The sequence below is a fragment of the Mesorhizobium sp. M0514 genome, from assembly GCF_040321145.1.
Classification (GTDB): Bacteria; Pseudomonadota; Alphaproteobacteria; order Rhizobiales; family Rhizobiaceae; genus Mesorhizobium.
In genome coordinates this window covers 1-26,019 of record NZ_JAMYQZ010000007.1, presented here as the reverse complement: position 1 = coordinate 26,019, position 26,019 = coordinate 1, and the positions used below count along the sequence as shown (strand labels likewise).

Annotated in this window: 23 protein-coding genes; 9 read left to right on the top strand and 14 right to left on the bottom strand. The window is 63.2% G+C overall.

The window, feature by feature from the left end:
- Positions 1-26: 26 nt before the first annotated feature.
- Entirely contained in the window at positions 27-932 is a 906-nt protein-coding gene (cpaB, locus tag NKI61_RS04990) for a Flp pilus assembly protein CpaB (RefSeq protein WP_352838942.1), read from the bottom strand.
- Between the two features lie 257 nt (positions 933-1,189).
- On the opposite strand from cpaB, the gene parE reads away from it, so the two are divergent.
- Both parE and NKI61_RS04980 read left to right on the top strand, forming a co-directional pair.
- The gene (gene parE, locus NKI61_RS04985) at positions 1,190-3,244 is read left to right on the top strand and encodes a DNA topoisomerase IV subunit B (RefSeq protein WP_352838941.1); all 2,055 of its coding nucleotides are present in this window, start codon (positions 1,190-1,192) and stop codon (positions 3,242-3,244) included.
- A gap of 102 nt (positions 3,245-3,346) precedes the next feature.
- On the top strand, positions 3,347-5,413 hold the full coding sequence (locus tag NKI61_RS04980; RefSeq protein WP_352838940.1) for an FUSC family protein: 2,067 nt from the start codon (positions 3,347-3,349) through the stop codon (positions 5,411-5,413).
- Positions 5,414-5,417: 4 nt separating this feature from the next.
- On the opposite strand, the gene NKI61_RS04975 is transcribed toward NKI61_RS04980, so the two are convergent.
- Positions 5,418-6,539: a DUF2336 domain-containing protein gene (locus NKI61_RS04975; protein ID WP_023701210.1), complete on the bottom strand. Its 1,122-nt coding sequence runs from the start codon at positions 6,537-6,539 to the stop codon at positions 5,418-5,420.
- Positions 6,540-6,630: 91 nt separating this feature from the next.
- Between NKI61_RS04975 and NKI61_RS04970 the strand changes: the two genes are divergently transcribed.
- A complete protein-coding gene (locus NKI61_RS04970; RefSeq protein WP_460221791.1) occupies positions 6,631-7,143 on the top strand; it encodes a MaoC family dehydratase in 513 nt (170 codons plus the stop codon).
- Positions 7,143-8,018 carry an HpcH/HpaI aldolase/citrate lyase family protein gene (locus tag NKI61_RS04965; protein ID WP_352838939.1) on the top strand — a complete coding sequence of 292 codons (876 nt, stop codon included), beginning with the start codon at positions 7,143-7,145 and terminating at the stop codon, positions 8,016-8,018. Before NKI61_RS04970 ends, NKI61_RS04965 begins: the two co-directional genes overlap by 1 nt.
- Here NKI61_RS04965 and NKI61_RS04960 read toward each other — a convergent pair.
- Both NKI61_RS04960 and NKI61_RS04955 read right to left on the bottom strand, forming a co-directional pair.
- Positions 8,015-9,916 carry a CASTOR/POLLUX-related putative ion channel gene (locus NKI61_RS04960; protein ID WP_352838938.1) on the bottom strand — a complete coding sequence of 634 codons (1,902 nt, stop codon included), beginning with the start codon at positions 9,914-9,916 and terminating at the stop codon, positions 8,015-8,017. The genes NKI61_RS04965 and NKI61_RS04960 overlap by 4 nt on opposite strands.
- 107 nt (positions 9,917-10,023) lie before the next feature.
- Positions 10,024-10,608, bottom strand: a complete 585-nt coding sequence (locus NKI61_RS04955) for a nitroreductase family protein (RefSeq protein ID WP_023741478.1) — start codon at positions 10,606-10,608, stop codon at positions 10,024-10,026.
- A 165-nt stretch (positions 10,609-10,773) separates the two neighbouring features.
- Here NKI61_RS04955 and NKI61_RS04950 point away from each other — a divergent pair, with 165 nt between their 5' ends.
- Positions 10,774-11,736, top strand: coding sequence for an RgsD C-terminal domain-containing protein (locus NKI61_RS04950; protein ID WP_023735302.1), 963 nt, complete (start codon positions 10,774-10,776; stop codon positions 11,734-11,736).
- 59 nt (positions 11,737-11,795) lie between these two features.
- Here the strand turns inward: NKI61_RS04950 and NKI61_RS04945 are convergent, their stop codons facing one another.
- The 6 genes from NKI61_RS04945 to NKI61_RS04920 form a co-directional block, all read right to left on the bottom strand.
- Complete coding sequence (locus NKI61_RS04945) at positions 11,796-12,734, bottom strand: lysophospholipid acyltransferase family protein (protein WP_352838937.1); 939 nt, start codon at positions 12,732-12,734, stop codon at positions 11,796-11,798.
- Between the two features lie 85 nt (positions 12,735-12,819).
- Complete coding sequence (gene thrS / locus NKI61_RS04940) at positions 12,820-14,793, bottom strand: threonine--tRNA ligase (protein ID WP_352838936.1); 1,974 nt, start codon at positions 14,791-14,793, stop codon at positions 12,820-12,822.
- 220 nt (positions 14,794-15,013) lie between these two features.
- Positions 15,014-16,777 (bottom strand): tetratricopeptide repeat protein, encoded by a 1,764-nt coding sequence (locus tag NKI61_RS04935; protein WP_352838935.1) that lies wholly within the window; start codon positions 16,775-16,777, stop codon positions 15,014-15,016.
- A 128-nt stretch (positions 16,778-16,905) separates the two neighbouring features.
- Complete coding sequence (gene blaOXA / locus NKI61_RS04930; protein WP_352838934.1) at positions 16,906-17,721, bottom strand: class D beta-lactamase; 816 nt, start codon at positions 17,719-17,721, stop codon at positions 16,906-16,908.
- Between the two features lie 160 nt (positions 17,722-17,881).
- The gene (gene yidD, locus NKI61_RS04925) at positions 17,882-18,250 is read right to left on the bottom strand and encodes a membrane protein insertion efficiency factor YidD (protein WP_023667617.1); all 369 of its coding nucleotides are present in this window, start codon (positions 18,248-18,250) and stop codon (positions 17,882-17,884) included.
- Positions 18,251-18,373: 123 nt separating this feature from the next.
- Positions 18,374-18,532, bottom strand: a complete 159-nt coding sequence (locus NKI61_RS04920; protein WP_023667618.1) for a hypothetical protein — start codon at positions 18,530-18,532, stop codon at positions 18,374-18,376.
- Between the two features lie 93 nt (positions 18,533-18,625).
- Here NKI61_RS04920 and NKI61_RS04915 point away from each other — a divergent pair, with 93 nt between their 5' ends.
- The gene (locus NKI61_RS04915) at positions 18,626-19,555 is read left to right on the top strand and encodes a LysR substrate-binding domain-containing protein (protein WP_352838933.1); all 930 of its coding nucleotides are present in this window, start codon (positions 18,626-18,628) and stop codon (positions 19,553-19,555) included.
- On the opposite strand, the gene tolA is transcribed toward NKI61_RS04915, so the two are convergent.
- Both tolA and NKI61_RS04905 read right to left on the bottom strand, forming a co-directional pair.
- Entirely contained in the window at positions 19,552-20,010 is a 459-nt protein-coding gene (gene tolA, locus NKI61_RS04910) for a cell envelope integrity protein TolA (protein WP_352838932.1), read from the bottom strand. The genes NKI61_RS04915 and tolA overlap by 4 nt on opposite strands.
- On the bottom strand, positions 20,007-20,453 hold the full coding sequence (locus NKI61_RS04905; protein WP_352838931.1) for an iron-sulfur cluster assembly scaffold protein: 447 nt from the start codon (positions 20,451-20,453) through the stop codon (positions 20,007-20,009). The genes tolA and NKI61_RS04905 overlap by 4 nt, the downstream gene beginning before the upstream one ends.
- A 241-nt stretch (positions 20,454-20,694) precedes the next feature.
- Here NKI61_RS04905 and folE point away from each other — a divergent pair, with 241 nt between their 5' ends.
- From folE to NKI61_RS04890, 3 genes are all read left to right on the top strand, one after another.
- Positions 20,695-21,330: a GTP cyclohydrolase I FolE gene (gene folE, locus NKI61_RS04900; RefSeq protein ID WP_352838930.1), complete on the top strand. Its 636-nt coding sequence runs from the start codon at positions 20,695-20,697 to the stop codon at positions 21,328-21,330.
- Positions 21,331-21,365: 35 nt separating this feature from the next.
- Positions 21,366-21,824, top strand: a complete 459-nt coding sequence (gene hisI, locus NKI61_RS04895; protein WP_023741482.1) for a phosphoribosyl-AMP cyclohydrolase — start codon at positions 21,366-21,368, stop codon at positions 21,822-21,824.
- A gap of 84 nt (positions 21,825-21,908) precedes the next feature.
- A complete protein-coding gene (locus NKI61_RS04890; RefSeq protein WP_023667624.1) occupies positions 21,909-22,880 on the top strand; it encodes a patatin family protein in 972 nt (323 codons plus the stop codon).
- A gap of 15 nt (positions 22,881-22,895) precedes the next feature.
- On the opposite strand, the gene recJ is transcribed toward NKI61_RS04890, so the two are convergent.
- On the bottom strand, positions 22,896-24,680 hold the full coding sequence (gene recJ, locus NKI61_RS04885) for a single-stranded-DNA-specific exonuclease RecJ (protein WP_023729883.1): 1,785 nt from the start codon (positions 24,678-24,680) through the stop codon (positions 22,896-22,898).
- A gap of 248 nt (positions 24,681-24,928) precedes the next feature.
- The coding region (locus NKI61_RS04880) for a homoserine dehydrogenase (RefSeq protein WP_352838929.1) at positions 24,929-26,019 on the bottom strand (1,091 nt) is incomplete at its 5' end.

Here is a 26,019-nt window from a genome sequence, read left to right as displayed (position 1 = left end):
GTCCCTCGCCCGGTCCCCACCGGCAGTTATTGCTGGTCCCGCGCAGGAACCTGGTATTCTTCGACCTGCGTGCCGCGCGTCACGATGATCGTCTTGAATTTCGGCTTCTCAGGCTCCTTGGTCGCGGCAGTGAACAGCGCGCCGGCAGCGGCCTGGACGCCGGAGGCGACCGATCCGCCGAAGGACGAGATGGTGGTGACGCCGTCCTTGGCGGCACCACCGTCGGCGGCCGAGCGGAGCGACAGCGACAAGGTGCCGACGGTGCGGGCAAGCGCCACTTTCTGCGCGCCTTCGGTCGTCACCTCGATGGTCACGGAATTGGCGATCTGCGGCGTGGTCTGGCGCTCGTCGGCGCCCTGTCCGACGGTCAGCACCTTGGCGTCGGAGACGACGATCTCGGAGGTAACGGTCGATCCGGCAGCGCCCTGCGCGTTCTTGGCCACTTCCTGGATTTCGCCCGCATCGCGTGTCAGCACCACGTCGACCCGGTCGCCCGGCATGACGAAGCCGCCGACGCCGGCGATCTCGTCGGTGCGGATTGTCACCGCCCGCATGCCGGGCGTCATCATGTTGGACAGCGTCGCGCGGCCGTTCGGCCCCGACAACTTGCTGATCAGCACCGGCTCGTTGATCTCGATCGGCGACAATACCACGCGGCTGCCTTCGGCGAGCAATGCATTGACTGTGGTGAACGCGCCCTGCGGCACCGAATCCTCGGACCATGGGATTTCGCTGAGCTGCGCCCGGTCAAGCTCCATGCCGTAACGCAGCGGCGCGTTGGCCACCACGATGGTCTTGAAGACGACCTTGGGGACGGCGGACGCCGGGATCGACGCCGTTTTCTCTTCGGCATCGGCCTTGGCCTGGCTTTTCACCCAGAAATCCGCGGCAAAGATTGAAATCGCGCCGAAGACGGCAGCGATGCCAATCATCGTTATGGCCTTGCCCCTCACAACCAACCCCTGACTCTCGTGGTCTTTTGTTTTGTTGGGGCGACGCTAGGCCGCTTTGTTAAAGATTCAGGAATCCCAGCGGCTCCGCACGGACCTATTTCCGCCGGCTTGGTTATCGAAAGGTTTTAGGATAAGAAGGGGTTAATCCCCGAACGTAACAGGAACTTCCGTCGCTTGGCGCCGAAAAGCGTGGCAGTATCGACGGGTGATTCGCGGCACCGGATTCTATGGCAGGCATGGACGACAACAACGATCTTTTCGGCAATCTGGAAAAGCAGCCGCAACCGGCTCGGACACCTTCGCGCCCGGCCGACCCGCTGGTGCAGGCCACGAAGCGTCCTGCCGCGACCAAGGACGGCAGCGAGGGCTATAGCGCCGCCGACATCGAGGTGCTGGAGGGGCTGGAGCCGGTGCGGCGCCGTCCCGGCATGTATATTGGCGGCACCGACGACAAGGCGATGCACCATCTGTTTGCCGAGGTCATCGATAATTCGATGGACGAGGCGGTCGCCGGCCATGCCACTTTCATCGATGTCGAGCTGTCGGCCGACGGGTTTCTGACCGTCACCGACAATGGCCGCGGCATTCCGGTCGATCCGCATCCGAAATTCAAGAAGCCGGCGCTCGAAGTCATTATGACGACGCTGCATTCGGGCGGCAAGTTCGATAGCAAGGTCTATGAGACCTCCGGCGGTCTGCACGGTGTCGGCGTCTCGGTCGTCAATGCGCTGTCGGACCATCTTGAAGTCGAAGTCGCGCGCGGTCGCCAGCTTTACCGCCAAAGGTTCTCGCGCGGCGTTCCGGTGAGCGGGCTGGAGCAGCTCGGCGAAGTGCACAACCGGCGCGGCACCAAAATCCGCTTCCATCCCGACGAGCAGATTTTCGGCAAGGGCGCCGCCTTCGAGCCGGCGCGGCTCTATCGCATGACCCGCTCGAAAGCCTATCTGTTCGGCGGCGTCGAGATCCGCTGGAGCTGCCACCCATCGCTGATCAAGGAAAAGGACCAGACGCCGGCCAAGGCGGAGTTCCATTTCCCCGGCGGCTTGAAGGACTATCTCAAGGCATCGCTCGGCGATGATTTCCAGGTGACCCGCGAAATCTTCGCCGGCAAGAGCGAGAAGCAGGGCGGCCACGGTTCGCTGGAATGGGCGGTGACCTGGTTCGGCGGTGACGGCTTCGTCAACTCCTACTGCAACACCATCCCGACCGGCGAAGGCGGCACGCATGAGGCCGGCTTTCGCAATGTGCTGACGCGCGGGCTTCGGGCCTATGCCGACCTGGTCGGCAACAAGCGCGCCTCGATCGTCACCTCCGAAGACGTGATGATCTCGGCGGCAGGCATGCTGTCGGTGTTTATTCGCGAGCCGGAATTCGTCGGCCAGACCAAGGACAGGCTGGCAACGATCGAAGCCATTCGCATTGTCGAGACCGCCATCCGCGATCCCTTCGACCACTGGCTGGCCGACAATCCGCAGGAAGCCTCCAAGCTGCTGGAATGGGTAATTGCGCGCGCCGACGAGCGGGTGCGCCGGCGCCAGGAAAAGGAAGTGTCGCGCAAGAGCGCGGTGCGCAAGCTGCGCCTTCCCGGCAAGCTCGCCGACTGCACGCAGAATGCCGCCGCGGGCGCCGAACTGTTCATCGTCGAAGGCGACTCGGCCGGCGGCTCGGCCAAGCAGGCGCGCGACCGCGCCAGCCAGGCGGTGCTGCCGCTGCGCGGAAAAATCCTCAACGTCGCCAGCGCCGGCAACGACAAGCTAGCCGCCAACCAGCAGATTTCGGACCTGATTCAGGCGCTCGGCTGCGGCACGCGCTCGAAATACCGCGACGAGGATTTGCGCTACGACCGCGTGATCATCATGACCGACGCCGACGTCGACGGCGCTCACATAGCCTCGCTGCTGATCACCTTCTTCTACCAGGAAATGCCGAACCTGGTGAATGGCGGCCATCTCTATCTGGCGGTGCCGCCGCTCTATTCGATCCGGCAAGGCGGCAAGGTTGCCTATGCCAGGGACGATGCGCACAAGGACGAGCTGTTGCGCACCGAATTCACCGGCCGCGCCAAGGTCGAGATCGGCCGCTTCAAGGGCCTGGGCGAGATGATGGCCGCGCAGCTCAAGGAAACCACCATGGACCCGAGGAAGCGCACGCTGCTCAGGGTCGATGTTATCGACGCCGTGGCGGCGACCAAGGATGCTGTCGACGCGCTGATGGGCACCAAGCCGGAAGCCCGCTTCCGCTTCATCCAGGAACGCGCCGAATTCGCCGCGACGGAAGTGCTGGATATCTGAGCGCCGGCCAACTCTTCGTTTTGACGCAGTTCCGGGCGGAAAACCGTTTCACACTTTTCCTGCAATTGCTCTAGCCTGCGCTTCCGATACGGAGACCAGCTTGTGATCTGGGCGCGGCTGAAGAGCGACTTCGAAACCAGTTTGGCGGGCCTGACGCAGCCGACGCGCTCGGATTGGATTTTCGCCCTGCGCACGGTTTCGGCCGGTCTGATCGCGCTTCTCGCTGCTTACGCGCTAAAACTCGACCACCCGCAATGGGCGATGATGACGGTCTTCATCGTCGCCCAGCCGGTCGCCGGCATGGTGCTGGCGAAAGGTTTTTACAGGCTGCTCGGCACGCTGGCCGGTGGACTTGCGGCGATCGGCATCACCTCGGTTTTCGGCACCAATCCCTGGCTGCTGGTCACGGCGCTGTCCGTCTGGATTGGGCTGTGCACGCTGGTTTCGTCGCTGCTGCGCAATCCGGAAGCCTATGGCGCCGCACTTGCCGGCTATACCGCGATGATCATTGGGCTGCCGGCTTTCGGCCAGCCGCACGTGGTCGTCGATCTCGCTGTCGCGCGCTGCGCCGAGATCGTGCTCGGCATCGTCTGCGCCGGCCTGACCAGCCGGCTGATCCTGCCCAAGCTGGCCGCTGACGCCATCATCTCCAGGCTGAAGCGCAGCATCCTCGACCTTGCAACCTATGCAGGCGGCGCTTTTTCCGGTGGCGACCCGGCGACGCTGGCCGGCCTGCACCGCAAGCTGATCACCGACGCCCAGATGCTGGCCGAGATGCGCGCCTATGCCCGGCTCGAAGCACCGAGCTTCGCCACCCGCGCCCATCCGGTCCGCCTAACCATCGGTCAGCTTCTCTCGGCGCTGTCGGCGGCACGCGCGCTGCATTCTCACGCCGCGCCGAAAAACGCAGCGCTCATTCCGGTGCGCTCGGAACTGCAGTCGCTGGTCAGCGAACTGGCAGCCACGCCCGAGGCGCTGGAGGACACGTCGCCCTGGGGGACGCGGCTCGACGCGATTGCCGGCAAGGCCCGGCAAATGCCCGATGCCTCGACCGATCAGGACGACAGGGTCGGCACCATCACGCGCCTCACCATCGCCGCCGATTTCGCCGAAGCCTTCAAGCAGGTGCTGCGCGGCCTCGACGCCCTGCGCGCACCGGTGACGCGCCCGAGCCGGAGCAACAGGCAGCTGCCTGCGCTGGTGGTGCATCGCGATTATCCCGGGGCTTCGCGCAATGCCATACGCGCCGCCCTTGCCACGCTGGCGGTCGCCGCCTTCTGGCTGACGACGAAATGGTCCGACGCGGCCGGCACCGTTATCCTCGTTGCGGTCGTCTCCAGTCTTTTCGCCGCGCGGCCTGACCCGGTGCGGGTGTCCTGGGGCTTCTTCAAGGGTACGCTGCTGGCTTTGCCCTTTGCCTTCCTTGTTGGCCAGGTCGCGCTGCCTGCTTTGCCCGGCTTCGGCTGGTTCACGCTGTTTGTCGTGCCGATCCTGGTACCGACGGCGCTGGGCATGGCCAATCCGCGCACCGTCGGCGTGGCGACGGCCTTTGCAATCAATTTCCTCGCCTTCCTCAGCCCGCATCAGGCGATGGCCTATGCACCAGGCCCGTTCTTCGCCGGCTCGGCGTCGGTGCTGGTCGGCATCCTGCTGGCTATCTGCGTCTTCATCGTGGTGCTGCCGGTGGATCCATGGCGCGCGGCCAACCGCATCGTGCGCGCCATGCGCGAGGATCTGGCGCGGCTGTGCCTGCATGAGCGGGTGCCGCGGCGTTCGGCCTTCGAGAGTCTGGCCTATGACCGCATCAACCAGCTGATGCCGCTCTTGCAAAATGCCGGCAGGAAAGGCGATGCGATCCTGGGCGGCGGGGTCGCCGCCGTTACCGTCGGCCTCGAAATCCTGCGCCTGCGCGCCGCGCAGCAGAGGCCGTCCACTCCTACCGACACCGCGCTCTCGATCGCCAATTTCCTGCGCGGCCTCGCGCGTGAACTGCTCTTTCGCGCAACCGGCGATCCACAGACAGCAACTGTCACTGTGGCCCGGCAATATGCAGCCAGCCTTTCAGAGCGCAGCGGCGGTGCGGATATGCTGCAGATCGCAGCCTCGCTGCGCATCATCGCCGCCGCGATCGAGGATTTCCCGGATTTCTTCGCCAAGGACCGAGTTTAGGGCGTCAGGCCGCGGCTATCGCCAGCGCATGCCCGCGCGCGTTTTCCCGCAGCGCGTCGAGGTGGATCGACTTGACCAGGCCGGCGAGATCGCCCTCGGTGGCCGGACCGCCGAGCTCCTTCAGCATCAGCCAGCTGACCTCCTGCACGCCAGCGAGGCGCTTGCCGTTGGCGACTTCGCGCCAGATTTTGAGCGCGCGCAGGATGATGCCATGGGTGGAAGCGGCAAGGCCGGCGCCGCGGAACAGCGCCTGCAACGCAACGTCCTGGCCGCCTGCGAGCAAGGCCCGCACCCGCTGCTCCGACTGCTGGCTGAGCGCAACCAGGGCCGAGCCGAAAAAGTCGACCTTGCCGTGGGCAATGGCACGGATGATGAAACTTGCGGTCAGGTCGCCGCGCAGGCGCAGATGTTCGATAAGTGCCGCATGTTCCTCCGCGCGCGTGCCTTCGACCAGCCGCACCGAAGCCTTGACGCAAGCATCGCGCGTGACGCGCTCGGCTCTGGCCGCCCCCATCAGCGCCATCACCAGCGGCGAAGCCTTCAGCGTTTCGCCGAGCTTGACCAGTAGCATGTGCCGGCAGTCGGCCGGCAGCCGCACATCCGTGACCATTGCCTCGCGCAAATGAGCGATATGGCCATGCCGCTCGGCGATGCGGCGGAAGGAGAGCGAGGCTATGTCGGCGCCGTCATTGGCGAGCAGCGCCGCACACGCTTCCGGTTCGCCGATCTCGGCGATCGCCGCGGCAACCGCCATCGAAACGACCGGCCGGTCGGCGATCAGTTTTTGCGTCGCCTTGTGCCCGGCCGCGACGCGGTCGATCAGGTCGGCGTCCGTCAGCAGCGGGGAGCGCGCCAGCACCAGGGCTGCCACTTCCGGCTGATCGGAGGCAAGCGCGCTGATGATCTGCAGCGGCGCGTGATGGCTCATCGACAGCGCTTCGGCCATAGCCAGCCGCACCTTCGACGAGGCGTCGTCGAGCAGCAGCGTCAGCGCCGCTTCGGCCGCGCAACGGTCTTCGAAAGGCAGGTCGGAATTGACGTAGGCGCGGGCCAGCGCGCTCGCCGCCGCGGCGCGCTCCGAAACTCTCGCGGTGTAGATCCATTTGAGAAAATGCGAGACAACCATACTGCCTGCTACGCCCCTTGCCGGAAAGCTTCCGGCCCCAGGAATGACCCTAGGCAGAAATGGTTTACGAACGGTTCACCATGTTTATTAACTGGCTTGCGGGTGGCATGGGCAGCGCCTATCAACCGTCAGGCAGCGGAGGAGAAAAACGATGCCCGGGCTTTATCTCGAAGAGTTCGTCGTCGGACATGTCTTTCGGCACACGCTGCGCAAGACCGTCACCGAAAGCGATAACATGCTGTTCTCGGTGATGACGCTGAACCCACAGCCGCTGCACATCGACTTCGACTTCGCCGCCAAGAGCGAATGGGGCAGACCGCTGGTCAATTCGCTGTTCACGCTCGGCCTGATGATCGGCATTTCCGTCAATGACATCACCGTCGGCACCACAATTGCCAATCTCGGCATGAGGGAGACGGTGTTTCCGCACCCGGTCTTCCATGGCGACACCATCCGTGTCGAAACGACTGTGATCTCGGTCAGGGAATCGAAATCCAAGCCGGACCGCGGCATCGTCGAGTTCGAGCATCGCGCCTACAATCAGAACGATGTGCTCGTCGCCAAATGCACGCGCCAGGCGATGATGATGAAAAAGGCGGCCTGATGCGCTCGCTGCTGTTTGTGCCCGGCGATTCCGAAAAGAAGCTGGACAAAGGCTTTGGCGCCGGCGCCGACCTGGTCATCGTCGACCTTGAGGATTCCGTGGCGCCACAAAACAAGGCGTCGGCACGCGACATCGCGGCACGCTTTATCGGCGGCAACCGGCAGCAGACAAGCTCCGCCATCTATATCCGCGTCAACGATCTCTCGACCGGATTGACCGACGACGATCTGGCCGCCCTGGTTCCGGTCAAACCCGACGGCATCATGCTGCCGAAGTCGAACAGCGGCCAGGATGTCCAGCAGCTATCCGTAACGCTCCGCGTACATGAGGCCGAAAACGGATTGCCGGATGGCGCGATCAAGATCCTGCCGATCATTACCGAGACCGCTGCTGGGTTGCTGGCCGCCGCGACCTATGCCGGGGCAAGCGCCAGGCTTGCCGGCCTCACCTGGGGTGCCGAAGATCTGTCGGCGGCGATCGGCGCGCAGGCTGCGCGCGACGACAACGGCCGCTACACCGATGTCTTCCGGCTTGCCCGCACCATGACCATCCTCGCTGCCGGCGCGGCCGAAGTCCCGGCGATCGACACGGTTTTCCCCGCCTTTCGCGACATGGCCGCCTTCGAAGCCGAATGCGCCGAGGCCGAGCGCGACGGCTTTACCGGCAAGATGGCGATCCATCCGGCGCAAGTGCCGGTCATCAACGCCGCCTTCACGCCATCGGCCGAGGCGGTGGAGCGCTCGCAGGCGATCGTCTCTGCCTTCGAGGCGGCAGGAAATCCTGGTGTGGTCGGCATTGACGGCAAGATGTACGACCGGCCGCATCTGCGGCTGGCCGAACGGATTCTGGCCCGGGCCAAGGCGGCCGGGGTTTAGTCCCGCGCCAGCACGATGACCCGGTCCTCCGGCAGGTAGGCCAGCGCTTCCGACTTCAACGGGTTGACGGTGACGCCGCCCAGCGCCCGCTCATCGGCTTCAGCAGTGCGGACGCGCCGGTATCCGATGGCGATCTCGCCACGCAACCGCGCCGATTCCGCGATCGTCCAGAACGTCACCGGCTGGTCGATGGCGACATAGTCGCCGACCGGGCGCATGTAGATTTCGGAGCCCTCTTCGTCGAGCAGATCATCGAAGATCGCGGCGAGATACTGGTTCTCCGACGCCTGCGCCAGCATCAGGCTGACCAGCCGGTTGCTGACGACGAAATCATCGGCCTTGGTCACCGCTGCCAGCTCGCGGTTGCGCACATCGATCATCTCGCTGACGATGCTGATATGCGTGCCGGCATCATCTGAAATCTTGCGCAGATGCAGCAGCGTCACCAGCGTGCGCGTATCGGCGGGCTGCGCCGCCATGGTCTCGCTGTAGCCCAGCACGAGCACGTGGTCGTAGGAAGGCACGTCCAGGCTGGCAAGCTCGGTGCTGCTCGACGTGTCGGTGATGCGGCAGGACACCGACAGATTGTCGCCCACGACCGGCAGTCCGGCAACTTCCTGCTCGAGGCCGGGTGTGTCGGCGGCGATGGTCAGGATCGAGCCGGGCGCGACATAGCGCGACAGTTCATAGGTGATGATCGGACCGCGGCGGTTCCAGCCGAGGATCAGCGTGCGCTCGGGCTTCGCCTCGACAGGCTGATGGCGAAGGATCGCCGCGGTATCGATCTTGGCCGCCGCGCCTCCCAGCTTGATGGCGGCATCGTCCTCGGCAATGATGATGGCGCGCATGTCCTTGCCGATCACCAGCTCCGACGACGGGTTGAGATTGACCCGCCCCTTTTGGTCGCAAAGCCCGATCAGCGCGCAATGCTCATACGCCATCACCGCCTCGCCGAAGGTCTTGCCGACCAGATCCGGTTGTTCGGTCGTGTAGATTTCGCAGCCGTCGAAATCGAGCAGCTCCGAATAGACGCCGCTGAGACCCGACTGCCGGCTCGAATGCACGACGATGCGCGAGATCAGCTGATCGGCCAGCACGAGCTGCACCTCGGCCCCGCCGACGACGCGGGCGACCTCGGCGTTCTTGCCGTCGCGGATTTCGGCGGCGATGTTGTAGGGCGCGGTGCGCCGGTTCGGGTCGTTGGCCAGCGCCAGCACCGTCTTGATCACCTGCGAATCCGGATCGTCGCCGTCCGGCGACAGCACGATGATCGAGCGCGAAGTCTGCGGGTTGACGATGGCGAGGTCATAGAGGTCGGTCGGGTCGCCGCTGCGGCAGATGATGCGCGTGTTGCCCAGCCTGTCGACCTTGGCCGCGATCTCGTCCTCCATCGCGACCTTGTCCATATTGGCCATGACCACAATGCGCGGATGGCGGCGGCTGGCATTGGCAATGACGAGTTCGGAGATGACGTCGAAGATCGACGGCGACCAGTTGAGGATAATGGTGTGGTCGCTCTCCAGCACCCGCGAACGGCCCTTGCGCAATTCATCGAGCTTGCTGTCGACGCCGGCGCTGAGCACGCCGATGAGCGCCGACACGACGAAGATGCCGGCAAGCGTGACAAAGAGCATGACGAGGCGGAAGGCCCAGCCGGTGTCGCCGCCCATCGTGCCGGAATCGAGCGTGCGCATCAGCGATTCCCAGAACGCTTCGAAGAAGCTCAGCGGTTCGCCGCCCTCCGGCGCGATGCGGGTCACCGCAAGGAAAGCCGCGGCGGCGATGATGATCAGCAGGGAAGCGACGGCGAGCCAGCCGATCAGCGCGATAGGGCCGGCGGCCATGCTCTTGTCAAACCCGTAGCGCAGCCGGGTTCCCAGCGAGTCTCGTTTCTTCATGTCGCCGGCGTCCCCCAATATCCCTATGGTCGATGCGCCAACCCCAACGCATCGCCGAAGCCGCTGTCTTAGCCTGTGTTTAAATAAAGGGGAATCGCTTTCGGGTGTCAGCCGTTCCACGGCCCCTCATAATCGGCATAGAGCTTTGCCGGATCGGGTCGCGGCCGTTCCGGCGCCGGGCCCTGGTAGGAGCCGATATGGATAAAGCCGACGACGCGCTCCTGCGGCGCCAGCCCCAGGATCGCCCTGCCCTCGGCCACATCGGAATACCAGTTGCTGATCATGTTGGTGCCATAGCCCAGCGCATTGGCTGCAATCATCAGGTTCAGCGCCGCCATGCCGCCGGACAGGAACATTTCCCATTGCGGGATTTTTGGATTGTCCTTCGGAACCGACACCACGCCGATCACCAGCGGCGCGCGGGAAAACCGCGCAAGCTCCTGGTTGCGGCGGTTTTCCGGCAGCGGCCCTTCGCGCTGTTCGGCGAGCGCCGCCAGCTTCCTGCCGATCTCGACGCGCGCCTCGCCGCGATAAACGATGAAGCGCCACGGCTCCAGTCGGCCGTGATCGGGCACACGGCTTGCAGCCGCGATCATGGTCGCGATATCGCCATCGCTGGGCGCCGGTTCCTTCAATTCAGGAATCGGTGCGGAGTTTCGGGTCAGCAGGAAGTCGATGATCGGCGACGCCATGGGGGCCAGGTCTCCTAAAGCACTCGATTTTGAGCTGAAGCGCGCCATTGCGGATCGGGGCGGCTCGGGCATTGGCGCGGGCGCGCCGGACGAAAGAACCTGTTGCCAAGGCGGTCGGACTCTTAAGCCTTGAAATTGCCACCGCCTTGGGCTTCAACGCAAGGCATGTTTGAGGGGACATCGCGCCTTTTCCTGATTTGGCTCGCCGTAGCGCTGTTTGCGCCGGCCTCGATGGCCATGGCGCAGAATGCCGACGGCATCGGCAATCTGAAACTTCCCGATATTTCGAGCTATGCGACGCCCAAGGGCGAGACGCCGCTGGCGCTCAGTGGCGGCGGCGCCATAACGCTGTCGGCGCAGTTGACCGACAAGGGCGCCGACATCACGCGCGGCATCGTCTGGCGCGTCTTCAAGCCCGAGGCCGCCGGCGACGGCAAGCTGCCGATGGTGGCTTCCGCGCATGGCGGCAGCGCTGTGTTCCAGCTCGAGCCCGGCAGCTATCTGGTCCACGCCTCCTACGGACGCGCCGGCGCCACCAAGCGCATCACCGTCGGCAAGGACGCCAGGCGCGAAAGCCTGGTGCTCGATGCCGGCGGCCTCAAGCTCGACGCGGTGCTGTCGGGCGGCGTGCGTATTCCGCCGAAAAAACTGCGCTTCTCCATTTATGAGGGCACCGCCGAGGCCAATGGCGACCGCGCTTTGATCATTCCCGATGTCGAGCCGAACAGCGTCGTGCGGCTCAACGCCGGCGTTTATCATGTCGTCTCCACCTATGGCGCGGTCAATGCCGTCATTCGCTCCGACATCCGCGTCGAAGCCGGCAAGCTGACCGAAGCCACCGTCGAGCATCGCGCGGCGGAGGAGACCATGAAGCTGGTGCGCGAGACCGGCGGCGAGGCCATCGCCGATACATCCTGGTCGCTGCTCAACGAATCCGGCGATCCGATCAAGGAGGCCGTCGGCGCCTTCGCCTCGATGGTGCTGGCCGAAGGCCAATACACCATCATCGCCAAGAACCGCGACCGCATCTACCAGAAGGATTTCACCGTCGTTGCCGGACAGAACCAGGAGATCGAGGTCCTGGCCACCGAAGCCTCGGCCATCGATCCCGAGGAAGGCGCCGACTGACCGGCGCGCCCATTGGCCTCGGTTTGGCTGCTCAGTTGAAGTGGTAGTTCAGGGCTACGTCAGGCGGCCTTGCGCAGGCGGCGCTGCAGGAAGTGGACCCGGCCACGCGGCGCGTCGGGCGCCAGATCGAAGACGCCGCGATGAAGACGCTCAAGCAGCGCCTTGCGATCGCGCAGCGATTCCAGCTCGGCCCAGCTCAACAGGTTGCCGACGCGCACGTCGATCGTCTTGCCGGACAGCCGCGCAAATTCGCGGATGAGCATTGAAAGGCGCAACGTCAGCGACGCCTTGCCGACGAATTTCGCCAGCCTTCCTTCGCGCTCGGCCATGTTCATCGGACCGCTGACCAGATGGAACAGCCGGCCGTTCTGACCTGAAAAATGCATCGGCACCACCGACGCCTTGGCGTCCTGCACGAGGCGCGCCGGAAACATCTTCCACGGCAGGTCGCGCGCCCGGCCAAAGCCTCTCGGCGCGGTGGCGACGCCGCCGGCCGGAAATACCACGATGGTGACGCCCTCTTTCAACAGCCGCACTGCCTCGTGGCGCACCGCCATGTTGTTCTTCACCGCGTCCTTGGTCTCGGAAAAGTCGATCGGCAGCGAATACGGTTCCATCTCGCGGATCTTCAGCAGATCCTTGTGGATCATGACGCGGAACGGACGCCCGAGCTGCTCGACGAGCGACAGCACGGCAATGCCGTCGCCAATGCCGAACGGGTGGTTGGCGACGATCACCAGCGGCGTGTCGGGCAGCCCCGCCGGCGGCCACTGATCGGTGCTGCGCACCTTGACGTCGATCAGCTGCAGCATGCGGCTGAACACCCGCTCGCCGGTCGGCGCCACCTGGCGGCGCCAGAAATCATAGAGCGCGGCAAAGCGGTCGCGGCCCGACAGGCCTTCAATGGAATGGATGAACCAGCGCGTCAGCACCGGCTGGCTCGCATTAGCGTAGGAGAGTTCGGGAAACGGTCTTTCCCGTATCTTCAGCTTGAGCATGGGGGCTCGTTACAAGGTTGGCGTGACAGGCACGTGAAAATGGCGGTGGATCGCTCCACCGCCATTTCTCCGAAATATTGATTGCTCAGGCCGCGCTGCGCCTGCGGTCGGGCGAAACAGCCTCGTCGGAAAGCAGCTTCAGCGCGTCGGCCAGCTTGAGCGATTCCTGATCGCGCGAGCCGAGCCGTCGGATGTTGACTGTCTCCTCCTCCGCCTCGCGCTTGCCGCAGACGAGGATCACAGGAACCTTGGCCAGCGAATGCTCACGCACCTTGTAGTTGATCTTCTCGTTGCGCAGATCCGGTTCGGCCAAAAGTCCTGCCGCCTTCAACTGTGCGACAACCTTTCGCGCATAGTCGTCAGCATCCGAGGTGATCGTCGCCACAACCACCTGCAGCGGCGCGAACCATAGCGGGAAATGGCCGGAATAATGCTCGATCAGGATGCCGAGAAAGCGTTCCATCGAACCGCAGATGGCGCGATGCACCATCACCGGCTGCTTCTTTTCCGAATCCGAACCGATGTAGAAGGCGCCAAAGCGTTCCGGCAGATTGAAGTCGACCTGCGTGGTGCCGCACTGCCATTCGCGGCCGATGGCGTCCTTCAGCACATATTCGAATTTCGGCCCGTAGAAAGCGCCCTCGCCCGGATTGATCGAGGTCTTGATGCGGTTTCCCGAGCGCGTCCTGATTGTATCTAGCACGTTGCCCATGATCGCCTCGGCATGATCCCAGGCCTCGTCGGTGCCGACGCGCTTATCCGGCCGCGTCGACAGCTTCACGCTGACATCGTCGAAGCCGAAATCGGCGTAGGTCGACAGGATCAGATCGTTGATGCGCAGGCACTCCGCGGCCAGCTGCTCCTCGGTGCAGAAGATGTGCGCATCGTCCTGCGTGAAGCCACGCACGCGCATCAGTCCGTGCAAGGCGCCGGACGGTTCGTAACGATGCACATTGCCGAATTCCGCAAGCTTTACGGGCAGATCGCGATAGGATTTCAACCCATGCTTGAATATCTGCACGTGGCCCGGACAATTCATCGGCTTTAGCGCGAACACGCGGTCGTCGTCGGTGTCGTCGCCGGCCACCGTCACCTTGAACATGGCATCGCGATACCAGCCCCAGTGGCCCGACGTCTCCCACAGGCTCTTGTCGAGAACCTGCGGTGCGTTGACCTCCTGGTAGCCTTGCTCGTCGAGGCGGCGGCGCATGTAGTTGACCAGATTCTGGAACATCTTCCAGCCCTTGGCGTGCCAGAAGACGACGCCCGGCCCCTCTTCCTGGAAATGGAACAGGTCCATCTCGCGGCCGAGCTTGCGGTGGTCGCGCTTCTCGGCCTCTTCCAGCATCGTCTGGTAGGCATCGAGTTCAGCCTGCTCGGCCCATGCCGTGCCGTAGATGCGGGTCAGCATCGGGTTGTTCGAATCGCCTCGCCAATAGGCGCCGGCCACCTTCATCAGCTTGAAGGCGTTGCCGATCTGGCCGGTCGAGGCCATGTGCGGGCCGCGGCAGAGGTCGAACCATTCGCCCTGGGAATAGATCTTGAGATCCTGGTCTTCGGGAATGGTGTCGATCAGCTCGAGCTTGTAGCGCTCGCCCTTCTCGGCAAAGACCTTTTTCGCCTTGTCGCGCGACCAGACTTCCTTGGTGAACGGCTTGTTGCGCGCAATGATCTCGCGCATCTTCTTTTCGATCACCGGGAAATCGTCAGGCGTGAACGGCTCGTTGCGGGCGAAGTCGTAATAGAATCCGTTCTCGATCACCGGCCCGATGGTCACTTGCGTTCCCGGCCACAGTTCCTGCACGGCCTCCGCCAGCACGTGTGCTGCATCATGACGGATGAGCTCCAGCGCGCGCGGATCGCTGCGGGTGATGATCTCGACCTTGCCGGACTTGCCAAGCGGGTCGGAAAGATCGCGAACGGTGCCGTCGATGGCATAGGCGACAGCCTTCTTGGCCAGCGACTTCGAGATCGATTCGGCGAGGCCCGCACCGGTCATCGCCGCGTCATAGTCGCGGACGGAGCCATCGGGAAATGTCAGGGAAACGGAATTCAGCATCGGGTATCTCCTATCCAGTCCCGCAAACGAGCGCGGGTGGTCGTGGTGTGAAGCCGGAGGTCCGGCAGCGGGCGGGTTTTAGAGGCAGCACGGTGTGAGGTAAAGAGCGCTGGTAGTGTGTCAGTTTGAATTCCAGTTGGAACGTTGCCATCGGCCTCCCCGATCGGAACGACCAAGGACCGCCACTTTGCAGCCGTTCAAGGCTAGCGCGAGCTTTCACTCACTCGCGCAGGCCTGCCTTGCGCAAGTTCTCGCGAAGATGTTCCAAGTCACCTGAGTTCTTGTATGGCGCCATGTCCGAGGTCGTTCTCATCGTGATTGTGGCTCGCGGCTCCAGCTGCAAAATGTGCTCGATGACCTGCTGCGCTTCGTCTTCGCTCCCTAAAGCCGCGTAGCTCGCTGCCAGGTATAAGTGTTGGTATACGGTGTCGAGGGTTCGTAGACCTTCCAACGCCGCGATCGCTTCACGATATCTGCGAACGTCGTAGTAAATCTGGCCAATCTGTAGGATGTACCACTCGGGGTAGTGAGGGTTGAGACGCATGGCTTTTTGCGCCGTCTCAAGGCCTTCCTGTGCCCTCCCACAATAGCTTAGGCAGGAACCGTAATCCAACAGCACGTCGGCGTCATTTGGATTAAGCTCAAGGGCCCGTTGATACTCAACGATAGCGCGTTCGTATTGTCCGCAAAATAGGCAGTGCCCTGCGAGCGCATAGTGCCCCCATGCCTCGGCGTCGTCCCGTTCGATCGCCAAATTGGCGTATTTCAGGCCACATGCCAGTGAAGCCTCGGGATTCGCGCTCCAACCGTCGCTTGCGTCGATCATGTGCGTCCAAGCGAGCTTGGCAAACGCCTTTCCGAACTTCGGATCGAGTTCGCCTGCCTTCTCAAAGAGTTCCCGAGCACGCAAGTTGTCTTGTTTTGTGTAGCGGTTGAGAGACTCCATGCCGCGCACGAAATAGTCCAGCGCCTCAAAATTCCGCGTCCCCGCGACTTCCGGGCGCTCTTGCCACGCCTTTAACAATCGGCCTCCGTACGCTGTGGCTAAACTGCCGATTATTCTTTCAGTGACATCGTCCTGCACGGCAAAGATGTCCTCGATGCCTCGGTCGTAGCGCTCTGCCCAAAGGTGCCGCCCAGTCTTGCCGTCAATGAGCTGGGCGGTAATCCGGACCCGGTCCTTCGACCTCTGTACACTGCCCTCCAAGACATAGCGGGCACCCAGCTCTCGGCTGGCATCCTGTATCTTCGTGGCTTTGCCCTTGTAAGCAAACGTCGAATTACTGGCGATGACGGAAAGATCGCGAAACCGAGACAATCCGGTGATGACGTTCTCTGTGATCCCATCCGCAAAGTAGTCCTGCTGACGGTCGTCGCTCATATTGACGAACGGCAGCAAAGCGATGGATGGCTTATCAGCAAGCGACGCCGGCGAAGTGGGGGCCGCTTCGGGACCGTCGAGGCGCACCGCATAAGCTCGCACGGGGCGTTCAATATTTTTAAGTATCTGCTCACCAATGTCGTCGAATTGCAGTTCAAGCCGGTTTCCGAGGTGATCTCGCACCGTGCCCGAAACCATAACACCTCCAACAGGAGCGATGCCTTCGAGCCTTGTCGCCACGTTCACGCCGTCACCCAACAGATCGTCATCCTCGACGATTACGTCACCGAGGTTGATCCCAACGCGGAATTGTATTCTTCGGTCCTCGGACAGTTTTGCGCTGCGACCCGACATGGCACGCTGCATAGCAACGGCACAAGCCACGGCGTTCACGACACTTGGAAACTCGGCGAGGATGCCGTCGCCAGTCGTTTTGAAGATGCGACCTTGGTGCTCGGCCATATTTGGGTCGATAAGGTGGGCCCGTATCTCCTTCAGTTGGGCAAGTGTGCCGGCCTCGTCGCTGCCCATCAGGCGCGTATACCCCACCACATCAGCGGCCAGAATTGCGGCAAGACGGCGTTGGACGCGTCCTTCGGTCATGTGGTGCATTGCTTTCAAGAGCAACAGGACCGGGATTGTAAGGGCGACGGCCGACAGAGTCCACGAGCCGGAACGTCGACTGATACATTTCCGCAGCGGTCATTGGCACAGCCGCTTGTCGCGGCAACTCACTTCACCAGCTGCGTCAAATCCTTCAGGAACGCCGCGCGTGTCGCCAAGCCCTTCGGTGTGTCGATCGGTTTGGTATCGACGACCAGCCGGGCGAAGACGATCCGCCGGCCGCCCTTTTCGGCCCAGCCGACGAACCAGCCCAGCGAGCGCTTGTCCTTGCTGTTTCCCAGCCTGGTGCTGCCGGTCTTGCCCTGCACCGTCCAGCCGTCGGCCTGAAAACTCGGCAGGATGGCTCGGGTCATCTCGTGCGCCTTGGCAGAAACCGGCATCTTGCCGGCGAGCAGCTGGCGCAGGAAGGCTGTCTGTTCGATCGGCGATATCTCAAGCGAGCAATTTATCCAGGATTGCGTGAGCCCGTTGTCCTTGCCGGCATCGCCTGAGACATCCATGTTGCCGTAGCCGAATTTCGAGACGTAGCCGGCAAAGCTTTTTGCGCCGAGCCGTCGCACGATTTCGCGCGAATACCACACGATCGAGTCTCGCTCCCAGATCGTCGGGTCGACGGTTTTGTGGTCGCGCTTCACAGCGTTGAACTCAGGCTTGTAGTCCCAACTCGGCGTATGCGCGTCGCTAAGAATACCGGCGTCGTAGCCGATCAGCGCCAACGGCACCTTGAAAGTAGACGCCGGGCTGAAGCGCTGGTCGCAAACACCATTCTGGTGGAGCGTCTCGCCGCTTGCGGCATCCTGGATCAGCGTGCATTCGACATCGCTGAGCGGCGCCGATTGCGCCCGCATCGGAAATCCCAAAAACCAGGCCAGCAGGAAGAGGACCGCGGCAATGATGAAGGGATGGGTTTCGATCCGGCGCATGCGAGCTCTCTCCTGGGGAATGACCAGGAGCCGCTTAGCGAACTGTCTTGGCTCGATTTTGACTCAAATGCGCAGTCTTTGTGCAGCCCGTTGTTAAGCTTACCGGATTGTAAAGAAATGCCGCGCTGGCGATCTGGATCAGGGACCAGCGCGCCCGCCGTCAGGCCTCGCCGCGCTTCCTGCCGATCTGCCAATAACGCCATGGCATGAACCAGACATAGCGCTGATCGAGTACCTCCGGCACGCGATCGATGCCATGCGAACCGAAAGGGCCGCAGCGCAGCACGCGGAACAGCCCCATGAAGCCGCCGGCCCACAGACCATGGCGGGCGATCGCCTCATGCGCGTATTCGGAACAGGTCGGCAGATGCCGGCAGGAATTGCCGACAAATCCGGACAGCGTCAGTTGATAGAGGCGCACCAGCGACGTGCCGAAAATGCGGCCGGGTGTTTTGCGCCAGGGACCGGGCCAGTTGCGCCCGCGCCGGGTCCGTCCGGCGGCATGCACATGCCGATGCTGGTCGCCCACCGCAGTCTCTTTCCGAACGCGACCCGAAACCGGCTTCCGGGTCAGCTTGCGTTTCCAAACCGATAGATGTGAGCTTCGGCCGGCAAACGCAATCCTCTTCACTCACTCGCCTCTTTGTCGGCTTCAGGGTCGCGAGCGGCGAAAGGGATGCCGCTCCGCTGGAGCCGCCCAGCGGGTGGCCGGCCTTTGCTCGGTGCGCTGCACATGATGCTGCCTGTCGCCACGCCATTGAAACGTCGCGATCCGCATCACATCGCCAAAGATTTCCAGAAACTGGATCATGTCCGTGTCTCCTCTAGAGCGGATTAGACGCCCGCTGGCCTTCGCCTTCAAACGAGTATAATTTCCGTTTCGGATAACTCTGGGTTATGCGAAATGAAGCGCGGACGGTTGCCCCTGACGGCGTTGCGAAGTTTCGAGGCAGCCGGCCGGCAATTGAGCTTTAGCCGGGCCGCCGAGGAGCTGTTCGTCTCGCAGGCCGCCATCAGTCGGCAGATCCGCGAACTCGAGCAGTTCCTGCACCAGCCCTTGTTCCACCGTCATCACCGCCGCGTCGAGTTGACCGAGGCCGGCCAGCGCCTGCTCGATCAGCTGGTCAGGAGTTTCGATGACATCGACAGGCTGCTTTCGGACTTGGTGGCTGTTCCGGCGCAGTCGGTGGTCCGCGTCAGTGTCGAGCCGTCGCTGGCCTCGGTATGGCTGTTGCCGCGGCTCAACCGCTTCAGCCAGTTGCGGCCCGATATCGACGTTTCCCTCGAAGTTGACCCAAGGCCGATCGAGTTCCGCAGCGATCAGCCCGAACTCGCCTTGCGCTTCAGCGCGCGCGCCACCTCATGGCCGCGCAGCGAGGCCGAATGGCTAGCCTCGACCGTCGATTCACCGGTCCTGTCGCCGGCCTTGCTGGGATCGGGCCCTGCCCTCGAAAAGCCGCTCGACCTTGCCCGCTACACGCTGTTGCACGAGGAAAATCGTCAGGGCTGGGCGCGCTGGTTCGAAGCGGCTGGCGTCGCCGCCGACGCCATTCCGGCGCGCGGCCCTATGCTGGCGGATGTGTCGCTGTCGAAGCAGGCCGCCCTGCTCGGCCACGGCGTGGCGCTGGGCGACCTCTTGCAGATCGGCGAGGAGATTGCGTCCGGCGCGCTGATCAAGCCGTTCGACATCGACGTCGCATCCGGCGCCTACTGGCTGGTGGCCAGGAGTTTGAAGGATTTGCCCGAACCGGCCAAGGCATTTGCCGACTGGGTGAGAAGCGAATTTGCCGAAAGCAGACGGGCGCAGGAAGCGAAAGCCGGAGCCGCCGGCTAGTTTGGTTTCTTGCGGTATTTTTCGAGAAGTTGATCAAGCTCCTTCGCATCGATTCCGAGAGGTTTGTCCGACGTATCCTCTCCCGGGTTGAATATGAGGACCACATCACGCCAAAGTTCGTAATGGGCCGCATAGGATGTCAGCCCGGGAAATGGTGCACAACGCGCGATGGCCTGGACAGCGGACTCGGCAAGCTTGTCCGGCAGCGGTGTCACGGGACCGACAATTTTTGGCGGACCGGAAAGCGACCCGTCCTTGTTCAGACTGATCTTAACGCGGGCGATGCCGCGGGTGTTCACGGGTATGTTCCAGCAGAGCTGGATTGCCTTCATGAGATAGTCGCCGATATCGCGCTGGACGACCACGTCCGCCCTACTCACGCCGCTGCCTAACGCAAGCGAAACGGCAAGGCTCGCGGCAATCACCAGGCTCTGGCGATCAGATAGCAGGGTCACGCCGCTTCTTCGGCGCGTTTCTTCTCGATCTGACCGATGGCATCGACGACCGCATCGAAGGTCAGCATGGTCGAGGCATGACGCGCCTTGTAGTCGCGCACCGGCTCCAGATATCTCAGATCGGCAAAGCGGCCTTGCGGCGGCGCGCCATTTTCCTTGAGCATCTTCAGCATGGTGTCGCGCACCGCCCGCAATTCGTCGGCGCTGGCGCCGATGACATGTTGAGCCATGATCGAGGACGAGGCCTGGCCGAGGGCGCAGGCCTTCACGTCATGCGCGAAATCGGTGACGACGCCATTGTCCATCTTGAGGTCGACGGTTACCGTCGAGCCGCACAATTTGGAATGGGCCTTGGCCGTCGCATCCGGATGATCGAGCCGGCCTATGCGGGCGATGTTTCCGGCAAAACCCAGAATTTTCGCATTGTAGACGTCGTCAATCATATTTTTCCAATCCGTCGCCGCCAAGCGAACAGCGATTGCCGCTGTGGCGTCTTTCATTCGCTGCGCACGACCATATATAATGCTGGCAGTCGGGTATCGACAAGGCAACGCAAAGCCATCGTCCTTGCCCATTTCGTTCACGCCGCTTGCGGGCTGGAAACCGGGCGAGTTTTCAGCAACCGAAAGGTCGTGGTCCGTTCAACTCGTTCCTCCTGAGAGAGGAACTACGGGAGACGCCTTTATGGATGCCGTCATCAAGAAAATAATGCCCCCTTCCGACTATCTGGACAAGCCGGTCACCGACAGGGCGAGCGAAGCCGAGGTCGAGGCCGCCGTGCGCACGCTGTTGCGCTGGACCGGCGACAATCCGGACCGCGAGGGCCTGATCGACACGCCCAAGCGCGTCACCAAGGCCTTTCTCGAAATGTTCAACGGCTATGACATGTGCCCGGCCGAAGAGCTCGGCCGCACCTTCGAGGAAGTCGCCGGCTATGACGATCTCGTCATCGTCAGGGATATCCAGTTCCACTCGCATTGCGAGCACCACATGGTGCCGATCATCGGCAAGGCGCATGTCGGCTACCTCCCGGACGGCAAGGTCGTCGGCCTGTCCAAGATTGCCCGTGTGGTCGATATCTTCGCCCATCGCCTGCAGACTCAGGAGGCCATGACCGCACAGATCGCCGGCGTCATCCAGGACGTGCTCAATCCGCGCGGTGTCGCCGTCATGATCGAGGCTGAGCATATGTGCATGGCCATGCGCGGCATCCGCAAGCAGGGCTCCACCACGCTGACCTCGACCTTCACCGGCGTGTTCAAGGACACGCCCGAGGAACAGGTCCGTTTCGTCACCATGGTGCGCGGCCTCGGGGCGTAAGCCCCTCGCCGGCATCGCTAGATCAAGGACCGGCGATGTCGGCACTAACATTTCCCAACGCTCCATCAGACAAGAAGGCCCTCGAAGAAGGCGCGGTGTTTTCCCCGCGTTTCGATGCTGCCGGGCTGGTCACCGTCGTCGTCACTGACGCCGCTGACGGTATGCTGCTGATGGTCGCGCATATGAATGCCGAGGCGTTGGCGCTGACGCTCGAAACCGGCATCGCGCACTACTGGTCGCGCTCGCGCAGCACGCTGTGGAAGAAGGGCGAAACATCAGGCAATTTTCAGACCGTCGTCGAGATGCTCACGGATTGTGACCAGGACGCCATATGGTTGCGCGTCAAAGTGTTGGGCCACGACGCAACTTGTCACACCGGCCGGCGTTCATGTTTTTATCGGACGGTGGGGCTAATCGGCGGCAAGGCAACGCTTGCCGACGATGGCAGCACGCCGCTGTTCGATGCGGAAAAAACGTATCGGAAGCCCGCGTGAACCATTCAACAGTCGCAAACCACTCATATTCACTATTCTCAAACGTCCTTCCTGTAGAACGGACGCGGGACAAGGGAGATCATGATGCTCGAGTGGGCGTCATTGCGTAGCAGACCGGACGTGCGGGAGGCCAATGGCCCCTCATCGTCCGGCGGCGTGCCTGACCCGCAACCCGCGGGCAAGACAGGCATTTCGCTCGCGCTGGGCGGCGGCTGCGCACGCGGCTGGGCGCACATTGGCGTGCTGCGCGCGCTCGATGAAGCCGGCATCGAAGTCTCGATGATCGCCGGCACCTCGATCGGCGCGCTGGTTGGCGGCTGCTATCTCGCCGGCAAGCTGGACGAACTCGAGGAGTTCGCCCGCAGCCTGACCAAGCGGCGCATCTTCGGCCTGCTCGATCTCAATCTGCGCGGCAGCGGCCTGTTCGGCGGCATGAAACTGGACGTCAGGCTGCGCGAGCACATGGCAGGCATCCGCTTCGAGGATCTGACGAAACCCTTCGTCGCCGTTGGCGCCGAAATTCGCACCGGCCATGAGATCTGGCTGTCCAGCGGTTCGCTGATCACCGCGATGCGGGCTTCCTATGCGCTGCCCGGCGTGTTCGAACCGGTGAATTGCAACGGCCGCATTCTGGTCGACGGCGCGCTGGTCAACCCGGTTCCGGTTTCGGTCTGCCGCGCCTACGAGCAGCCGCTGGTCGTCGCGGTCAACCTTCACTACGATCTGTTCGGCCGCGCCGCCGTCATCAAGCACAGCGCCGGCGAACTGCTCATCGAGAAGGACGCGCCCCGGCCAGGCCAGGCCAGCCCCGACCACCAGCCGCACCAGAGCCGTCTCGGCATCACCGGCGTCATGGTCGAAGCCTTCAACATCATCCAGGACCGGATTTCACGCGCAAGGCTGGCGGGCGATCCGCCCGACATGTCGCTCCAACCGAAACTCAGCCATATCGGCTTGACCGAATTCCACCGCGCGGATGAGGCGATCAGCGTCGGTTACCAGGCGACGATGGCGCAGATCAGCGAGTTGAAGCGGCTGCAGACGGTTCTCGCTTAAACCAAATCGGCAATGTCAGGCTTTGGCCGCATCGGTGATGCGGAACTGCACCGTGCGGTTGCCGTTCCAATAATTCCCCGACAGCGAGCCGGCTACATGGATCGTGTTGCCCCTGTTCTTGAACAGGAATTCGCCCAGCGCGGTATCGACGGATCGAAAGGCGATGCCCTGGATGCGGCCGCCGCTTTCCGACTGCAGATCAGCCCGGATGTGGTTGGTGCCGACGGCCCGCGCGTCGGCCAGCCGATGGCGCGGCAGCGCGAACACCGGCGCGACATGGCCGGCGCCGAAAGGCCCGGCCTTTTCCAGCGCATCGAGCAAAGCAATCGTCGCGCCCTCGGCGGCGAGCGCGCCGTCGACGGCCAGACTTTCTTCGTCCTGCAGCCGGAACACTTCGGCCGCCGCGCGCTCCTCGAAGAAAGCACGGAGTTCGCCGAGCTTGGCGCGTTCCACCGTGATGCCGGCGGCCATGCCGTGGCCGCCGCCCTTGACGATCAGCCCGGCATCGGCGGCTGCGCGCACCAGCCGTCCGAGATCGAAGCCCGACACCGAACGGCCAGAGCCGGTGCCGATGCCATTGGCGTTGAAGGCGATGGCGAAGGCCGGCCGCCGCGCATGGTCCTTCAGCCGCGAGGCGATCAAGCCGACAATGCCGGGATGCCAATTGGTGCTGGCGGTGACGATGATGGCCGGCCCGTTGCCGCCGGCAAGTTCGGCGTCAGCCTCGGCGCGCGCCGCTGCCAGCATCTCCAGCTCCATCTGCTGGCGTTCCTGGTTGAGCCGGTCGAGTGTCTCGGCAATGGTCCCGGCCTCAACCGGATCGTCGGTGGCGAGCAGCCGGCTGCCAAGTGCTGCATCGCCGATGCGGCCGCCGGCATTGATGCGCGGCCCAATCAGATAGGCGAGATGAAAGGTGCTTATCGGCTCACCGATGCGGGACACCCGCGCCAGTGCGGCGAGCCCCTCATTCTTCTGCTGCCGCGCCATCTGCAGTCCCTTGACGACGAAAGCGCGGTTCACGCCGATGAGCGGCACCACATCGCAAACCGTGGCCAGCGCCGCCAAGTCGAGCAACGACAACAGGTCCGGTGGCGCTGCGTCGGGCAATCGGCTGCGCAGGACCCTCGCCGTCTGCACCAGAGTGAGGAAGACGACACCGGCGGCGCACAGATGGCCTTGCCCGGAAAGGTCGTCCTCGCGATTGGGATTGACGACCGCGGTCGCCTCCGGCAGCGGGCCGCCGACCTGATGGTGGTCGAGCACCACCACATCGGCGCCTGCGGCCTTGACGGCATCGATGGAGACAGCGCTGTTGGTGCCGCAATCGACGGTGACGATCAGCGTCGCGCCGCGCGAGACCAGTTCGCGCATAGCCTCCGGATTGGGGCCGTAGCCCTCGAAGATGCGGTCGGGAATGTAGATCTCCGAAGGCACCGAGAAATGCGTCAGGAAGCGCTTGAGCAACGCCGAAGAGGCGGCGCCGTCGACATCGTAGTCGCCGAAGATTGCCACCTTCTCCTTGGCCATGACCGCTTCGGCGATGCGGGTCGCAGCCTTGCCCATGTCGGTCAGCGAAGCCGGATCCGGCAACAGATTGCGGATCGTCGGATCGAGGAAGCGCTCGGCCTGGTCCGCGGTGACGCCGCGCCCGGCGAGCACGCGCGCCACAATGTCGGGCACGCCGTGGCCCTGCGCAATGGCAAGCGCCGTCATGTCCTGCCGCTCGCTCAACCGGTGTTCCCAGGAAACACCGGTCGCCGACTGCCTGACATCGAGGAAGAGGCGTTTGTCGCCCGTCATAGGAGGCGTAATCTATAGATTGTCATTTCCGGCAATATGCGACGGCTAAACAGGAAAGTCTCAACTTTTCCACCTCCTGGTGACGCGCGTTGATCTCGCGGCTCACGCCTCCGCCAGAACCCGATGATGACTGGTGGGTTCGACCTGAAATCTCAATCCGGCTCCAAATCAAAGAGAGAGAGCATTATGGCGTCCGAACCACTTTTCAGCAGCAGCATCAAACGGTTAAAGGAGAAAAATGACTTGGCCTAGCCCGCACGCTCGATGCGGATAACCTGCGGCTTGTCTGTGAGGTGGCCGTCCTTGGTGATGCCGTCGACAGCCTTGCGCACCGCTGCTTCCGTCGTCTCGTGGGTGACCAGGATCACCGTCTTTTGCGCGTCCGTCTCGCCGCTGACGGCATGCTGGACGATCGATTCCAGCGAAATGTCATTGTCGGCCATGCGCTTGGCAATCGCGGCAAAGACGCCGATGCGGTCGTGCACGGTCAGCCGGATGAAATAGCCGCCGGCATGGCTGCGCATCTGCGCCTTCTTGTAGGGGCGCAGTTCCTTGGCCGGCAGACCGAACACCGGACCGTGCTGGAAGCCCGGCCGGCTCTTTGCGATGTCGGCGATATCGCCGACCACGGCGGACGCGGTGGCGTTGCCGCCGGCACCGGGGCCGGAGAGCAGCAGCTCGCCCAGAATGTCGGTTTCGATGGCCACCGCATTGGTGACGCCATGCACCTGTGCGATCACCGACGCGGTCGGCACCATGGTCGGGTGCACTCGCTGCTCGATGCCGCTGTCGGTGCGCTGCGCGACGCCGAGCAATTTTATCCGGTAGCCAAGGTCGCCCGCGGCGCGGATATCGGCCTGGCTGATATTGGAAATGCCTTCCATGTAGATGTCATTGGCCGCGATCCTGGTGCCGAAGGCCAGGCTGGTCAGGATCGACAATTTGTGCGCCGTATCATGGCCCTCGATATCGAAGGTCGGGTCGGCCTCTGCATAACCCAGCCGTTGCGCGTCCTTCAGGCACTCGTCGAAGGAGATGCCCTCGGCCTCCATGCGGGTCAGAATGTAGTTGCAGGTGCCGTTGAGGATGCCGAAGACGCGGGTGACCGAATTGCCGGCCATCGCCTCGCGCATCGTCTTGATGACCGGGATGCCGCCGGCAACTGCCGCCTCGTAGTTGAGCAGCACGCCCTTCTTCTCGGCGATTTCGGCAAGCGCCACGCCGTGCTTGGCCAACAGCGCCTTGTTGGCGGTGACGACATGACGTCCGGCTTCAAGTGCTGCCTTGACCGACGCGCGCGCTGCCCCTTCGTCGCCGCCGATCAGTTCGACGAAGACGT

Coding starts and splice junctions, on each gene's coding strand:
- NKI61_RS04955 (WP_023741478.1), bottom strand. CDS start 10,608: ATGGCGTCGCCGATCATCGACTTCCTGCTGACCCGAAACTCCGCACCG.
- recJ (WP_023729883.1), bottom strand. CDS start 24,680: ATGACGGGCGACAAACGCCTCTTCCTCGATGTCAGGCAGTCGGCGACC.
- NKI61_RS04965 (WP_352838939.1), top strand. CDS start 7,143: ATGCGCTCGCTGCTGTTTGTGCCCGGCGATTCCGAAAAGAAGCTGGAC.
- thrS (WP_352838936.1), bottom strand. CDS start 14,793: ATGCTGAATTCCGTTTCCCTGACATTTCCCGATGGCTCCGTCCGCGAC.
- NKI61_RS04915 (WP_352838933.1), top strand. CDS start 18,626: ATGAAGCGCGGACGGTTGCCCCTGACGGCGTTGCGAAGTTTCGAGGCA.
- NKI61_RS04975 (WP_023701210.1), bottom strand. CDS start 6,539: ATGGTTGTCTCGCATTTTCTCAAATGGATCTACACCGCGAGAGTTTCG.
- NKI61_RS04945 (WP_352838937.1), bottom strand. CDS start 12,734: ATGCTCAAGCTGAAGATACGGGAAAGACCGTTTCCCGAACTCTCCTAC.
- NKI61_RS04950 (WP_023735302.1), top strand. CDS start 10,774: ATGTTTGAGGGGACATCGCGCCTTTTCCTGATTTGGCTCGCCGTAGCG.
- blaOXA (WP_352838934.1), bottom strand. CDS start 17,721: ATGCGCCGGATCGAAACCCATCCCTTCATCATTGCCGCGGTCCTCTTC.
- NKI61_RS04920 (WP_023667618.1), bottom strand. CDS start 18,532: ATGATCCAGTTTCTGGAAATCTTTGGCGATGTGATGCGGATCGCGACG.
- NKI61_RS04960 (WP_352838938.1), bottom strand. CDS start 9,916: ATGAAGAAACGAGACTCGCTGGGAACCCGGCTGCGCTACGGGTTTGAC.
- NKI61_RS04890 (WP_023667624.1), top strand. CDS start 21,909: ATGCTCGAGTGGGCGTCATTGCGTAGCAGACCGGACGTGCGGGAGGCC.
- NKI61_RS04935 (WP_352838935.1), bottom strand. CDS start 16,777: ATGACCGAAGGACGCGTCCAACGCCGTCTTGCCGCAATTCTGGCCGCT.
- hisI (WP_023741482.1), top strand. CDS start 21,366: ATGTCGGCACTAACATTTCCCAACGCTCCATCAGACAAGAAGGCCCTC.
- cpaB (WP_352838942.1), bottom strand. CDS start 932: ATGATTGGCATCGCTGCCGTCTTCGGCGCGATTTCAATCTTTGCCGCG.
- folE (WP_352838930.1), top strand. CDS start 20,695: ATGGATGCCGTCATCAAGAAAATAATGCCCCCTTCCGACTATCTGGAC.
- NKI61_RS04905 (WP_352838931.1), bottom strand. CDS start 20,453: ATGATTGACGACGTCTACAATGCGAAAATTCTGGGTTTTGCCGGAAAC.
- parE (WP_352838941.1), top strand. CDS start 1,190: ATGGACGACAACAACGATCTTTTCGGCAATCTGGAAAAGCAGCCGCAA.